The organism is Croceitalea sp. MTPC6, assembly GCF_036985525.1.
Taxonomy (GTDB): Bacteria; Bacteroidota; Bacteroidia; order Flavobacteriales; family Flavobacteriaceae; genus Croceitalea.
Map to the genome: position 1 here is coordinate 151,375 of NZ_BTGR01000006.1, position 13,913 is coordinate 165,287.

The window sequence follows — 13,913 nt, forward strand, 5'->3', positions numbered from 1 at the left end:
CCATGGTTTTTGAGATAAAGATTACTGATACAACCGGACGCCCAATACTTAAGGATGCTTTTTACATGGAAAGTATCACAACAATGCTGGATTTTTCTTTGGGGGTATTGCGACCGTGGAGCGGACCAACCGCGGAAAATGCCTATGAGCTTATTATTTCCTCCGAAAAGAATCGTCACGTTTTGCATCGCTTCGATTCACTTGATGCCGTGATGCAATTCAAAAATGCTTTGTACGGGCACCTTATCGAACTGAACGAAACTCCGTCTAGAGACATGGAAAACGCCAACGAATAGACACATTTAAACGAACCCTATAAAACGACATAGACCATGACACAAGAAGAACTCTTACTTACCTCGGAAATCCAAAAGTTCCGGGCCGACCATCAGGAAACGATCAAGGACTGGGAGCAACAGCTTGCCAACGGCAAATGTGGCCCTGACCTTCATTTCTGCTATTTCGCTTTGAAAACTTTTCCTAACCTGACCGCGCGTTTGGATGCTGCTGAATACCGTTTTGATTTTGCCATCAACGCCCATATCCTTCACGCAAAATTACAGGGACAGTTTCTGGAAGACGGTCACGTCGGGGCCCTTGCGAGGGAGTATGCCAATGATGAACTCCTGAAAATCTATGGGGCCTTGGACGAAAAACGGCCCATGGGCAGGGCGGCCATCCTGAGAACCCTTCAATAGTCCGGGATGAAACAGGAACATTTGATTCAGATCGTTGCTCTGATAAAGGCATCGAATCCCGAGAACTATTATATCAATAATGCCGGACTTTCCAAGCTGGGGGAACTCTTGTTCTATCCTTCATCCAAAAAGGAAAAACAGGGAAAACAGTTATTATATACACTTGAACAAGCGTTTCCGGAGACCTCGAAAGAAATTCTGGATTCGTTGAAGCGGTACCACTTGACAAGTTACTACACGCCAAATGCCCTTATCGAATATAAGATCGGTCTTCTGAAAAAAAACGGGTTCGAGCCCAAAACCATACTAGAACCCTCGGCGGGCAACGGTGCCTATGTTCAGGAACTGAAAAAGGCTTTCCCCAAGGCCCATATCACCGCTTTGGAACCCGATATATTATCCTTTGAAATTTTAAAGGCCAATAATATCAAAAGTCCGAATGTAACGGTGCTCAACATCCCCTTCGAGGAATTCTATTTGAATCATGCAAAACAGGGGAAATTTGATTTGGTCATGACCAATATCCCTTTTGGGGACATTCCCATTACCAAGGCCTACCGCCACGATTACCTGATAAAAGATGCGCTTAAAAATGTGGGCAATTATTTCAATTTCTATACTCCGAAAATGGTACGCCACGGTGGGGTCACCGCCCTGATTACCTCTTCGGCCTTTGCCGAGCGAAGCGCCTACAATGGCTTTAGGGAATCCATATTGCTGGAGAACGATCTGCTCCTTGCCAACCGTTTCAATACCGATCTGTTCGCCAACGAGGGTACCAAGGTCGTATCCGATCTATTGGTATATCGTAGGACTTCCAACAAAAAAGCGCTATCCGCCGACGAGATGGATTTTGCGGATACCGAAGCAATAGAATTGGAGGGCCAAAACTTTCTGACCAATCGTTTTTTCAAGAACAATCCGGAGCATGTTCACGGAACACCTAAGCTCGGGTTTTTTCACAACCGGCCGAATATTGTCTTCGAACCCGATGGAACGCCCTTGTCCGGCTTTTTGGAAGAACGGTCCAATGGTTTTGAATTCAAGGTCGGTTCGGTACCACCCGACACACAGGAAAAACCTAGACCCATACGGAAAACGGTTGAAACCGAGAAACAATCGCCGGTAGCAACGGAGAAACCGATTGCCGATACCGATTTACCGGTAATCACGCTACACAATGAAGAGGCCAAACAATTTTCCCGGTTGTTCTTTGGGACCTACAACTTTAACAAGAAGGGCGAGGTATTGTTCTATACCGACCCGCATAGCACAAGAAAAGTACCCCATAAGATCAAGGAATTGGTGTCGGACTATGCCCGAATGCGTAACGGCCTTGTTCTGCTCGAACTCAATATCGAAAAACAGCGCCTTTCAGAACAAGAAATTACCACACGCTTCCAAGATCTGGACTACCAACTGGACACCTTCCATTTTAAATGGGGGCCCCTGAAAGGGCATCTCATATTTCTGAAAGACGACCATTATTTCGAGCAGGTCCGACAACAGTTCGAGAAAAAGGTGGAGGGAGAGGGTTATGGCAAAAACCCGTCGTTCACTTTGGAACGATTTCTTAATGCTTCCATTGCAGTATCACTGCCTACCGCCGCTGTACCGTCACAGATTGCCCCGGATCCATCAAAACTCGACAAGCCCCGGTTCGAGAACCCTGAACAAATGGCACGCTACCAATTTGACCATATCGGGCAGATCGATATAGGCGCCATGGCAACATTCTTTAAGACAACGGAAAGGGAACTGTTATTGAACGGATTGGAGAAACGTTCCTTTTTTCTCGAACCCGATGCGGAATCGGAAACGGGCTATACTGTGGTTCCCTATTTTCTGTTTTCCAGCGGCTATATCCAAGATAAAGTCGAATATGTCAGGAAACACCCTCCGCCTTACGAGATTGGAACAGAAATGATGGAACAGGCTTTGATGGAACTGCTTCCGGCAAAGTTGGACCTGGATGAAATAGAGTTCAATTTTGAGAGTTATTTTATCCCCGTTTCCGCAAAGGAATCCTTTCTGGAGGAACTTATAGGCGAAAAGGTCCAGATCAACATGACCCAGTTCAATTCCACCCTGACCCTTATGTTTCCAAGGGACTTTAACCAAGAGGCCCACGAACGTTTTAGTGTGGTGCTGCATCATGAGGTCAAGGCGAACTATAAACGGATTTTACAGCATTTTGCGGAAAATAGATATCCCGTCATCTTCACTTCGTATAAGGACAGATCTGGAAAGACCATCAGGAAATTGGATAAAGATGCTACCCTGATGGCGCAAAACCTTTACGAGGAGCTTCAGCTCCATTTCAAGTCCTTTATCGAGGGGCGCCAAGAGCTGAAAACCACCATTGAGGAAAACTATTACCGGGCCTTTTTGGCCGATGTCAATATCACGGTGCCCAAAGGCTGGCTTACCTTTCCGGACACCTTGGTGTACCCGCCCTACCAGCACCAGATTGACTCCACGCTCTTCGGTCTTACCATGGGAAGTGCCCTGAACGACCACCAGGTCGGCAAGGGAAAGACCCTTTCCATGGCCATGCTGGCCCATAAACTGAAACAACACGGGAAGAGTAGGAGAACCCTGTTGCTTACCCTGAAAAGCGTGGCCCCACAAATAGAGGAAGAGATTAGGGCCAATTTCCCGCACTTGAACGTGCTTCGGTTGAGTTCAAAAAACATGGCCAAAAGCAAGCGGCCCAAAACCTTACGAACGGTCAAAAACCACAGGGCCATAGACCTAATCATCGCCGAGCACGGCCATTTAAAACAGATTCCCAAAGCAAGGGAATTTGTGCTGGAAACCCTCGAAGAAAAAATCGATATGATAGAACAGGACCTGCAAACGGCCCGGGAATACGGAAACATCAAGGAATCCAAAAAACTGATCAAGGGCCTGATTAAAAGAAAGGAACATTTGGAGGACAAGCTCCAGACGACCTTAAAGAAATTGGAGGAACGTTCTGGGGAAACGGAAACGACCCTGACCGATTTGGGCATAGAGGCGTTGATGATCGACGAGGCCCATTATTTCAAGAATATCGGTTTCACGACACGGCACCAGAACGTATCGGGCCTAAACAACCATTCGGATAGCCAAAGGAATCTGGATCTCGAAATCAGTATAAAATCCATCCACCACCGCATGGGGCCGGACAAGAACATCTTTTTCTATAGCGGAACTCCCTTGAAAAACTCGGTTACCGAACTTTATGCTTATCAGCGCTATCTTACCCCAATGGCACTAAAGCGCAAGAATATCTTCAATTTCGATGCCTGGGCCTCTATTTTCCTGAAGCAGAGCGTAAGTATAGAGCCGAATATTTTTGGCGATCCCCGGATGCACGCACGATTTCGATACTATACCAATCTGCCCGAACTGAGCAAAATGTACAACTCCTTTACCCATATCTGTAGGGACAAACATTTCAAGACCCATGACCTCGAAGTCGACAGGGAATTTATTATTTTGGAATCGACACCGACATACGAGGAACTCAAACAGGCCTCGCTAAAGTTTACCAAGGACCGGAACCAGAATGCATTGTTCAAATTGCCCATATATAGCGAAGAACAAATGAAGTCCGCCCACATAACCGCACTCAATATCAACAGGTCACTTTTGATCGACCCTTTGGCGAAAGACAATCTCGCCATCGACTTTTCGGAACTCGACCAGTTCAAACTCCAACGCCTGTGCCGTGATGTCGCCGAACTTTATAAAAAAACATCGGAACACAAAGGCGTGTGTTTGGTATTCTCCGACCTGAACGTTTGGAAACCGGGACAATACAATTCGTACCACACGGTTCGTGAGATCCTAATAGAAGAATACGGCATTCCTTCTAATGAAATCGCCCTGGCCCAAGAGGAAAAAGCAAGGAATAGAACCGATAAAATGCAGGAAAAAATCCGAAGCGGCTCAATTCGTGTAGCTCTGGGCAGTACCCAAGTTTTAGGTACGGGCACGAATATCCAAAAACGGGTGGTGGGCATCTTTCATATGGATATTCCTTATTCCCCTGATGCTTTCGACCAACGAGCTGGACGTGGTCTGCGTAAGGGCAATGAAGTGGCGCAAATTTATGGCAATACAGTGGTAGAACGTTTCTATGGCATAAAAGATTCTACCGATATATTTTCCTATTCGCTCAATACCCATAAAGAAAAGTTTCGGGAGCAAATTCGGGAAGCCGACCCGAACAAGCGCGTTTATGACGACTTGGTACCAGATGATAAGAGCCTCTCCTATGAACAGATGCAGGCCGCATTGATAGGGGATATGGACCAGTTCCAATTGGTCAAGCTTTCCGATGACCTTAAGTTTTTACAGTCACAGAAGCGATTGCATGAACTCAACAAAGCAAATTCCTTTAAGGCCATCGAGCGCATCGAAAAGGAGAACAAACATATAGTTTCCCAATTGGTCGAACTTGAAAGCGTACAAAAGGAAATTAAAAGTTTCAACTTGCCGATAGATGAAAGTGCATTCGAGGATTGGTCCCAATTAAAAAAAGGATTGAGCCTTCTTATTTCAAATTCCGTTCTTATCTCCAAAGAACTCGAAACTATGCCGTCCAAGGAATTTGTCAGGCATTTGGGGCTTACAATTGTCGAACGGTCAAAACTAAACTTGAACATTCAAAAACATAAAAGAGTCGCTCATTTGCCCACTCTTAATGCGAATCTGGTTTTTCAAGCGGAATATGTGCCTTCGAACGAGCATTATCTTTACTCTTTTGGATTGGAATTTAAAAACATACATATTTCAGGTAGAAAACAGCAGCGTTTCGGCCCTGAAAAAGTGGCCATGCAACTTATCAAGTTATGTCAAAAGGTGGCGCGTGAAATCAAATCGAAAAAATTCGATTTGGATTATAACCTACGCTCGATGGAAACCCATCGTAAGAAAACGGCCATTGGTTTTCCGGATGATAAGATGGCCAAGATGCAGGTTTTAAGACAGGATATCAAAGAACTCAAACGAAAAAGGGCGGTTAAAATTTAACGATGACCAGTATGTAAACTTAAAATGTCTTCCCAGCACAGACCAATACACTATCCTAAAAAATGTTTGTTTTAATAGACTTGGTCAATAATTCACATTGGGGTACCTTGATAGAAATGCTCAAGATAATTACCTGTTTCAAAATGATTCCAATTATCGTTTCAATTCATCATCAACATTGGTAGTAGTTTCAACTTCCAGTATCTCCATCCATCCATCTTCAGTATGTTTATATATGCCGGAACCGATTCCATAAAATGCAGGTCCTTGACCCATCGGGTACAATTTCCATTCAAAGTTGACAAGTACAACATCCTCAGAAAGGATTTCCACATCCAGTTGAGGGATGTCCATTTGCATATTTGGGAATTGCTGAAACACAACTTCAAAACGTTTACGCAATGCATCCTGCCCAAAATAGGTTCCATCGGTTCCATACATTTTAATGTCAGGCGAAAAATTTTCAAGAAATGCGTTTAGATTACCTTTGTTAAATTTATCAATTGAGGATAGAAACAAGGCTCTGACTGGATGGTTTTGCGCACTATGGGATTGTGTCTCTCCCATAGATTGAGTTCCTTTGCAAGAAAGGAAACCAATCATTAAAAAAATAATTAGTGGGATAAAAAAATTTAAAGTTCTCATAGGATTAGTTTTAAAATGTTAAATTATGTTGACTAAATAGGTCATTAAACTTATCGTGCAAATACGTCAAAATAAAAGCGCAAAAAAACATATTAATGGCGAATGGTCAATATAGTCAGTGAATGATATTATAGAAGATGCGAATGAATAAGAAGAAATGTGAGAGAACTAGTTTTGAACGATATAAACTATTTCTACTCTATCCTAATAAGTTTTTTTATAGTTTGAGAGTAGCTTTTGCTGCTTGTAATGGTAGATAAGCTTTTTTGTGAGAACTCTATTACATAACGTCCGTTTATGTGTGGTTTTATTTGCTTGACATGATTTGTATTTATAATGTACTTCCGGTGTACCCTCAAAAAAGATTCCGATAATCTTTTTTCAAGAAATAATAGGGAGTAGTCACATAGTTTCCTGTTACCATCTGTGTCGTAAAGAAAAGAATAATTGTCGTAGGACTCAAAATAGGCAATATCCGAAGTTGGAACCAAAAGCACATTACCGCCTTGTTTGACAGGAACACTTCCAGTATTTTTCTCGAACTTTTTGGGCTCTTTGATTTTAGAAATATTACTTTCCATATCATTAGTGGTTTCGTCTAAACCTGAACTTTTATCCAAGGCCAACTTTTTACTTTGAAAAAAGCTAAAACCTAGAAACAAGGAGATTATTCCGTTGAACAAATACATTTTCCCACCATTTAGTGGACGGAATGATTCACTTTTAAAGACTAATGAACGAATAACATGCTCTATCTCCGTAGCAATTATCCCTGCCAAAAGAAACATTACGGAAACTGACAAATATAATTTCCATGTTGGTTTTATAAAACCATTTGTCCAAGCCACGTTTGTCCCAATTAATACAGTTGTATACCCAACTATCATGCTGGTCGATAAAGATTGAATTGCCCATTGAACCCAATTCAGACCCCCATTCATTGTAAAATTGGCAGTCCCGATTCCCAAGCCAATTAATATAATGTAGGGTAAGAACCGGTTGGCTTTTTTTACTTCAAATTTCGGTTCCATTTCCTCGACCATGTCCGCTTTCATAATTTCAAAATGACAAAAAGAATATCATTGATTGATTTTGTTTATTCCATGTAAGATAGTAAACGTGTCCGTTCCTGAATCACTAATTGTCGAATTAACCATTTTTTTGATTATTTAGAACTTAAAGAAAGATGTTTCTATTTAATTAAAGTTCCAGATGATTTGAATATTTCTAGCGCTATAAATTGGCCAATTTAAGGGATGGTTCGGCCTAATCCATTTTTTTTGCGAGGTGTCCCATTCTTAGTCTTTTTTAGTAGTTTCGTTAATTGACCTTTTATGGGAAACTTTGAGTATCAAAAATTTAGCCGTTAAAATAAATAAATTCTACTTTCAATAAACTGATTCCGACATCAGTTCTCAATCTTTAGAGGGTTATTTTCAATCATTCCTACAAACGAATATAGACGTACACAAAGTCCATCCAAAGAATTGAAGTAACTCCGCCCAATCCCAACATACAAGCACCTGTTCCAACGCCCCTTCGGGGCGTATTTTGTGGGGAGGGGAAGAAGAAGTCAAGGGTGGATTTTTGTCTGATTTTATGGCTATTCCCGAAGGTTTGGGTGTATCTTGAAGGTAGTTAAGTGATTGTATAACAAGCAAATACCTCTTCAAGATGAGCAATTTTTTTTCGACCTTGAAACAGATGGGTATCGAACAGTACGGCATAAGTATACTGTTCGATGATGAGACGGTCAGCGTATCCGTACTTCCTAAATCGAACGCCAAGGACAAGGCACTTCAATCCCTAAAACCACTTACCCTACGGGGAAACGTTACGGAAGTGGACGAGAAATTCTTTCAAATACTCCAAAAGCCTTTGGAACAGACTAAAGCCCTTTTTAGGAATACAGTAGCCTTTGAAGAATCCTTAAAGGAAACCGAACAAAAGACCCAACGGGCGAAAAAGAAAAAGGAATCGACCGCCAAGAAAGCGACCGAGCTTAAGCAACTCTTAAAGGAGAAGGGCTTTAACCCGATGCAAGACCACAAAAAAGCTACAGACCTTGCCACAGCAATTTTGAAGATAGACCCTGAACACAAGGAAGCCAAAAAGGTCATTGACGATATGAAAGCATATGACAACCCTCAACTTTTCAACTAATGGAAGTAGCTACGATAACACGAAAGTACGTTTACCAAAATGGTAACAATAATTCGATAGAATTGGATGACATAGATTACAACTTGACCCACGAGCAGGTCATGGAACACTATGCACAGCTGTATGCAGAACTGACCAACGCTAACATCATGGACAAGGGAATCGTAAACGGCTACCATGAAATCCACTTCAAGACCTTGGCAGGAACAAAGGGATAGGGTTTTGAAGATAGACGAATTTTTAAAACAAGACCAATGCAAGCCGACATACAAATTGAACCCCTCAAGAGATTTAACAACATTTCACGACCGACTGTTTCGGGCGGTACAGCAGAAACACTATCAACGGGGAACGCAAAGACCGAAGGTACTGCAACCCAAGGTTTTTCCATTTCTGACATAAACCTGTTGCCCGTTCTATCCCATCCATTAATAGAAGAGGATTCCTATACCGACATTCGTGAACTTGCCCGATTGATGGTAGCCGTTACCCGAAAGTTCACGGGCAGCATCGACCATTGGGAATTTATACCAACCGATAGTTTGGACGATGTAGTACTACGGTGTACCCATAGGTTGAGGACGAGGGGCAATATCGACCATGTCGAAGTTCTTAGAGATGATGGAAACTTAAGGTTGATATTGAAAAAGTTTATTGGCAACCGCAGTACGGTGTACTTTATTCCCGTCCGTCCGATTATCGAACTAAGGCATCGAAACCAACCACTCTTTCACATTCTGTTGTCCTTCGTCAAAAGTCTGCCCTACGGTGGACTGTTCCCAAGCTGTGAATCAAGGATCGACTGGCTATGGGAATTTCTCTTTGAGGATGTAGCATACTACAAGGATAACAAGAATGTCATGAAGAACCATTCGACCAAATTCTACGCACGGTATAAAACCTTTTTGGAATCCTACGAAATCAGGGATTGGAAAACCCTGTTGGACAAATACCAACCTCAAAAACCGATTTACAAACAAATCAAGAAATTATTGCTAAATGCAGAAACCATTGATTTTCAGGTGCCATTTTTGTTGAGCGTCAAGGACGGGTATGACTGTATGTTCGAGCATTGGGAATCGTTTCTTGTAGTCGATAGGGAAGATAGTGCATTCGCCAATGGGTACATCCAAATGCTCAACGACTGCTCGAACGATTACGATATTATTTCCTCCTATCAACATACCGTTGCCGAAAACGGAAATATTGAACCCTTCGATGATGGCATTCCCCACCGATTGAACCAATTGGAAGAATTTATCAACGACCTGAGCGAACTCTTAAATAAACTCTAGCACATGGAACAAACAGCAGTTTTGAACGCCAAAGATCACTTCTTGCCAAAATTCGCGATCATCGGATATGAACGGGAAGACGAGAACTATCGCAACGACCACTACTTTTCGTACCACGAAGTAGCAGGAACAAAATTGACCGCAGGAATGCCTTTGACAAAGGACACCGCCCGAAACATCTTTACCTGCCTAGAGGGCGATCTGATAAAGTTCCGCTTCAAGGGAATGCTTCCAAAGAACCTGATACACTTCGATTTTAAGGGTAATTTTCAAATGATATGGTACGTACATCCCAGACAACGGATGCTTTACTTCGATACCAAAACAGGTATTCCATCGGGAAAATATCCCATGCCGAAATTGATTTTTAAACTAGAGGGCAACGCCTTGAAGGTATTCGCCCTGAACCGAAAGGAATCCCTATCGGACGATACCCCCCTGTACCACGCCCCTTTGCTGAATATAGGTAGGCAAGGCAATGTGTGTATGGGCAATGCCTCAATGGATTATGATGGATTTGAATACTACGAGGACGTTATGGGATTTGTGGAACAACAGTTTTTTCGCTCCGTTTTCACCGAAACGCACCATAACCAATTGGTAGATGGCAACATAGTGAACGTAATGAAGCAAAATCTTGAAAAAATGTCATTTGACGATGAAGTATTGATAGCCAACAAATTGACCTTAAACCAACTCTATGAAAACTAGGATACACTTTGCCCCCAACTATTTTTATGACCCGACACATCCCATTACAGTTGCGTTGATAGGGGTCGGTGGGACAGGCTCGTTGATGCTCGCAAGATTGGCAAGGATAGATTATGCCCTACGGCAAGTAGGACACCCAGGGTTGCATGTTATTGCCTATGATTCCGATAAGGTAGAGCCGAACAATGTAGGACGGCAACTTTATACGTTAGCGGATATCGGGGAATACAAAGTGGTCAATGCCGTATGCAAAGTCAATATGGCTTTTGGTCTACAATGGCAGGGCATTCCGATGGATGCCCTGCCCGAAGGAGAGGATGTACGGGCGAATATCATCATCACCTGCGTTGACAGCGCCCATTTTCGGATGCAATTGGCGCAATCGATTCTACAACACCACAAAGGGTCCGATTACGCCAATAGATATTACTGGTTGGATTTGGGCAACAGTAGGAACATAGGGCAGTTCATTTTAGGAACATTGTTCGATGAGGAGCGGAAAATGGAACGGGAAGATTTTGAAATGGTGGATAAACTAAAAAACATCATTGATTTTTTTCCCAATTTGGATGCGCACGATACCCCGACCTTGCAAGGCAATGGTTGCGCTTATTCCGACAAGTTGCAAGAACAGTCATTGTTTATCAACGATGTATTGGTTGCCCACGCTTCCGATTGCCTGTTTCGGCTATTGTACCATAAGCAAATCCAAAAGCACGGGGCATTTGTGAATTTGGAGAGCGGTAAGGTAAACTCGATTAATGTCTGAAATAAATTACCAAGCGAAAGTAAAACCAAGCCTATATGCTGTCCATTGAAATTCTATATCAAAAATTGCCCTTTTTAGGTTTTATCATTTTCATGGTCATAATTTTCAAGGGCATGCAAAGGCTCAAACGTTTTTTGGGAATACCGTTATTGCTTTTTCTTTTCATATTGGTCGGTATTCCCTTTATCAAGGATTTGGTGTGGCTCTTCGGAGCATTGGAATTATCCGCATGGGGATATCGTATTGCCAAACGATGGCCGTGGTCGTATTCTTGACCGTTCATAGTAACCCCCATTTTTATTGACCCATCTTTTTCTCTCCCTTCCCATTGTTTCTGCGGGAGTTGTACAAAAGCCGCACCTTAACGGCCTTCCGAAATCCCTACGGTATGTCGGGGCCGAGCGGTTTACTTTCGCACAACCCCCTCGAAACGTAACGGAAACGTATGGAAGTCCCCAACGGGGATTCCATACATTTCCTTTCGTATTATCGGTTCAAATGGGTTATACTATTTTGTTCGACCCTATTTTCATAATTGCGGCATTAAAATTGTAACAAATATTTACTAAATTTGTTACAAAATAGATTTGCGTGTATGGAGAGTGTTGAGTCCAAAATAAAAAAGGTCGTTTCCAAAAAGAAGCGGGGGGAACTATTGTTTCCCGATGATTTTAGGGCATTGGGTTCGCCCGAGGCCATACGTTTGGCCCTTCATAGAATCGAAAAAGAAGGCTTTATAAAAAGAGTGGCCCAAGGAATCTATGTTCGCCCAAAGGTAAGTGAATACGCGGGAGAGGTATTGCCAACCGCAGAGGAAATCGCAATGGCCATAGCCAAAAGGGACAAAATCAGGTTAGTGCCTACGGGAGTATATGCCTTAAGTGCCTTAGGGCTTAGCACGCAAGTTCCCATGAAACTTGTGTTTCTTACAGACGGAGCTCCCCGGGAGATAAAACTGGGAAAACGAAGTATAAAATTAAAGAAGACCACCCCCAAGAATTTATCGGCCAAGGGAGAAATAAGCAAGTTGGCGATACAGGCCCTTCGTGAAATCGGAAAAGGACGATTGACAGATGAGGAAGAAGCAAAAATCGTGGCCCTTTTGAAAAAAGAAGACCAAAAAGACCTACTTCACGATATTGCGTTGGCACCGGTATGGATTAGGAAGATTATGGAAAAGGGCTTGAACAATGGATAAAACGAAATTTTATAATATACCCGAAGAAGATAGGCTTGCCATTTATAAAAATGTTGAGAACAAAACGGGAATACCTGATTTTGCCGTTGAAAAGGACTGGTGGGTCGTTCAGACATTGAAGATCATCTTTGAAATGGGGATAGCGCAACACCTAGTCTTTAAGGGCGGGACCTCGCTAAGCAAGGCATGGAAACTTATCGAGCGGTTCTCCGAGGACATTGACCTTGCTGTTGACCGTGGATTTTTTGGATATTCCGGGGAATTATCAAAAAAACAGCTCACCAAGCTGAGGAAAGAAACAAGCTCCTATATTTCTGGGGAATTTTATCTGGAGCTACAAGAGCGATTTAAGCAAAGAGGATTTAAGGATGTCGATTTCAACATCATTCCCGCTGAATCAAGCGACCAAGATCCGCGCATTATTGAAATCTACTATCCTTATATCACGAAATCTCCCGGATATATCCAGCCGAGGGTGCAGGTCGAGATCGGTTGCCGCTCCCTAAGAGAACCTTTTGATTTTAAACCGATATACTCTTTTGTAGACGAACAATATCCTGATGCAAAATTTGTCGAACCTCCCGTATCCGTTCCTTCCGTAACTCCCGAAAGGACTTTTTTGGAAAAACTGTTCTTGTTGCACGAGGAATTCCAACGTCCAAAGGAAAAGATAAGAGTTGATAGGTTAAGCCGTCATCTTTATGATATTTTCCAATTATCGAAAACGGAATTTGCGAACAATGCCATCCGCGATAAAGGGTTATATGAGATAATTGTAAATCATAGGTTTGTTTTTACAAAACTTGGTGGAGTCGATTATAATCTGCATCAGCCCCAGCACATACTGCCCATTCCATCTCAAGATTTTGACGAAGCATGGAAGTCGGATTATAGAACAATGCAGGAGCAGATGATTTATGGAGATTCCCCAGCCTATGAAGATTTGGTCAAGGGAATCCAAGCCTTTTTACAAAGAATGAACGCCTTGGATTGGAGAATGAAACTGGAATTTCCAAAACCTAAAAGTTGAGAATAGTCAGGAAAGGTTTTGGTCATAACTTTATATATTAAAAAGTAATAACAAAGAATCACATGATTAATTTTTGTGAGGTTACCGGGTTTATCTGACAATAATCAATTTGTAAACAAAATGGGAAAAATTATGAAGGTCAGTTCGAAGAAGTATTTAAGCGTAATGGCTTTACTACTGTCTATATCTCTGTTTTCGTTCATAGTGCCGCTTTTTGCAAAATTGGACGTTCAAGAGACTAAAGTGGTTTTTGTGATAAGAATATTCACTCTGGTTATTTTTACATTAATGGCCATTGTTCCATTAATTCTATTCTCTATTGAAAAACCCAAGTCTAAGTAAACGATGCCAAAATTAACTAGGGAGGAGATAAATTACGTCT

13 protein-coding genes are annotated in these 13,913 nt (G+C 42.3%); 10 read left to right on the forward strand and 3 right to left on the reverse strand.

Translation table 11 applies throughout. From position 1 onward, the window contains the following. The first annotated feature begins 2 nt into the window (after positions 1-2). The 3 genes from AACP56_RS12430 to AACP56_RS12440 are packed head-to-tail and all read left to right on the forward strand — an operon-like array spanning position 3 to position 5,720. Positions 3-296, forward strand: coding sequence for a hypothetical protein (locus AACP56_RS12430; protein ID WP_339337117.1), 294 nt, complete (start codon positions 3-5; stop codon positions 294-296). Positions 297-332: 36 nt separating this feature from the next. Further along, entirely contained in the window at positions 333-698 is a 366-nt protein-coding gene (locus AACP56_RS12435; RefSeq protein WP_339337116.1) for a hypothetical protein, read from the forward strand. 6 nt (positions 699-704) lie between these two features. Further along, positions 705-5,720, forward strand: a complete 5,016-nt coding sequence (locus AACP56_RS12440) for a helicase-related protein (protein ID WP_339337115.1) — start codon at positions 705-707, stop codon at positions 5,718-5,720. A gap of 153 nt (positions 5,721-5,873) precedes the next feature. Here AACP56_RS12440 and AACP56_RS12445 read toward each other — a convergent pair whose 3' ends face one another. Together AACP56_RS12445 and AACP56_RS12450 are read right to left on the reverse strand one after the other, a co-directional pair. Continuing rightward, positions 5,874-6,365 (reverse strand): YybH family protein, encoded by a 492-nt coding sequence (locus AACP56_RS12445; protein ID WP_339337114.1) that lies wholly within the window; start codon positions 6,363-6,365, stop codon positions 5,874-5,876. A gap of 194 nt (positions 6,366-6,559) precedes the next feature. Beyond that, positions 6,560-7,420 (reverse strand): LytR/AlgR family response regulator transcription factor, encoded by an 861-nt coding sequence (locus AACP56_RS12450; protein WP_339337113.1) that lies wholly within the window; start codon positions 7,418-7,420, stop codon positions 6,560-6,562. Positions 7,421-8,039: 619 nt separating this feature from the next. On the opposite strand from AACP56_RS12450, the gene AACP56_RS12455 reads away from it, so the two are divergent. From AACP56_RS12455 to AACP56_RS12475, 5 genes are read left to right on the forward strand one after another with little or no spacing between them, the layout of a single operon-like run. Further along, on the forward strand, positions 8,040-8,528 hold the full coding sequence (locus AACP56_RS12455; RefSeq protein ID WP_339337112.1) for a PRTRC system protein E: 489 nt from the start codon (positions 8,040-8,042) through the stop codon (positions 8,526-8,528). Further along, positions 8,528-8,746 (forward strand): PRTRC system protein C, encoded by a 219-nt coding sequence (locus AACP56_RS12460; RefSeq protein ID WP_339337111.1) that lies wholly within the window; start codon positions 8,528-8,530, stop codon positions 8,744-8,746. The genes AACP56_RS12455 and AACP56_RS12460 overlap by 1 nt, the downstream gene beginning before the upstream one ends. 36 nt (positions 8,747-8,782) lie before the next feature. Further along, entirely contained in the window at positions 8,783-9,823 is a 1,041-nt protein-coding gene (locus tag AACP56_RS12465; protein WP_339337110.1) for a hypothetical protein, read from the forward strand. Between the two features lie 3 nt (positions 9,824-9,826). Beyond that, positions 9,827-10,534, forward strand: a complete 708-nt coding sequence (locus AACP56_RS12470) for a hypothetical protein (RefSeq protein ID WP_339337109.1) — start codon at positions 9,827-9,829, stop codon at positions 10,532-10,534. Beyond that, positions 10,524-11,303: a PRTRC system ThiF family protein gene (locus AACP56_RS12475; protein WP_339337108.1), complete on the forward strand. Its 780-nt coding sequence runs from the start codon at positions 10,524-10,526 to the stop codon at positions 11,301-11,303. The genes AACP56_RS12470 and AACP56_RS12475 overlap by 11 nt, the downstream gene beginning before the upstream one ends. 58 nt (positions 11,304-11,361) lie before the next feature. Here the strand turns inward: AACP56_RS12475 and AACP56_RS12480 are convergent, their stop codons facing one another. Further along, entirely contained in the window at positions 11,362-11,586 is a 225-nt protein-coding gene (locus tag AACP56_RS12480) for a hypothetical protein (protein WP_339337107.1), read from the reverse strand. Between the two features lie 312 nt (positions 11,587-11,898). On the opposite strand from AACP56_RS12480, the gene AACP56_RS12485 reads away from it, so the two are divergent. Continuing rightward, positions 11,899-12,501, forward strand: coding sequence for a DUF6088 family protein (locus tag AACP56_RS12485; RefSeq protein ID WP_339337106.1), 603 nt, complete (start codon positions 11,899-11,901; stop codon positions 12,499-12,501). Further along, positions 12,494-13,531, forward strand: a complete 1,038-nt coding sequence (locus AACP56_RS12490; RefSeq protein WP_192462272.1) for a nucleotidyl transferase AbiEii/AbiGii toxin family protein — start codon at positions 12,494-12,496, stop codon at positions 13,529-13,531. Before AACP56_RS12485 ends, AACP56_RS12490 begins: the two co-directional genes overlap by 8 nt. Positions 13,532-13,913 lie beyond the last annotated feature (382 nt).

Excerpts from the sequence above, each read along its gene's own strand:
- AACP56_RS12490 (WP_192462272.1), top strand. The coding sequence starts at position 12,494 with ATGGATAAAACGAAATTTTATAATATACCCGAAGAAGATAGGCTTGCC.
- AACP56_RS12430 (WP_339337117.1), top strand. The coding sequence starts at position 3 with ATGGTTTTTGAGATAAAGATTACTGATACAACCGGACGCCCAATACTT.
- AACP56_RS12480 (WP_339337107.1), bottom strand. The coding sequence starts at position 11,586 with ATGAACGGTCAAGAATACGACCACGGCCATCGTTTGGCAATACGATAT.
- AACP56_RS12440 (WP_339337115.1), top strand. The coding sequence starts at position 705 with ATGAAACAGGAACATTTGATTCAGATCGTTGCTCTGATAAAGGCATCG.
- AACP56_RS12445 (WP_339337114.1), bottom strand. The coding sequence starts at position 6,365 with ATGAGAACTTTAAATTTTTTTATCCCACTAATTATTTTTTTAATGATT.
- AACP56_RS12470 (WP_339337109.1), top strand. The coding sequence starts at position 9,827 with ATGGAACAAACAGCAGTTTTGAACGCCAAAGATCACTTCTTGCCAAAA.
- AACP56_RS12450 (WP_339337113.1), bottom strand. The coding sequence starts at position 7,420 with ATGAAAGCGGACATGGTCGAGGAAATGGAACCGAAATTTGAAGTAAAA.
- AACP56_RS12455 (WP_339337112.1), top strand. The coding sequence starts at position 8,040 with ATGAGCAATTTTTTTTCGACCTTGAAACAGATGGGTATCGAACAGTAC.
- AACP56_RS12435 (WP_339337116.1), top strand. The coding sequence starts at position 333 with ATGACACAAGAAGAACTCTTACTTACCTCGGAAATCCAAAAGTTCCGG.
- AACP56_RS12465 (WP_339337110.1), top strand. The coding sequence starts at position 8,783 with ATGCAAGCCGACATACAAATTGAACCCCTCAAGAGATTTAACAACATT.
- AACP56_RS12460 (WP_339337111.1), top strand. The coding sequence starts at position 8,528 with ATGGAAGTAGCTACGATAACACGAAAGTACGTTTACCAAAATGGTAAC.
- AACP56_RS12485 (WP_339337106.1), top strand. The coding sequence starts at position 11,899 with ATGGAGAGTGTTGAGTCCAAAATAAAAAAGGTCGTTTCCAAAAAGAAG.
- AACP56_RS12475 (WP_339337108.1), top strand. The coding sequence starts at position 10,524 with ATGAAAACTAGGATACACTTTGCCCCCAACTATTTTTATGACCCGACA.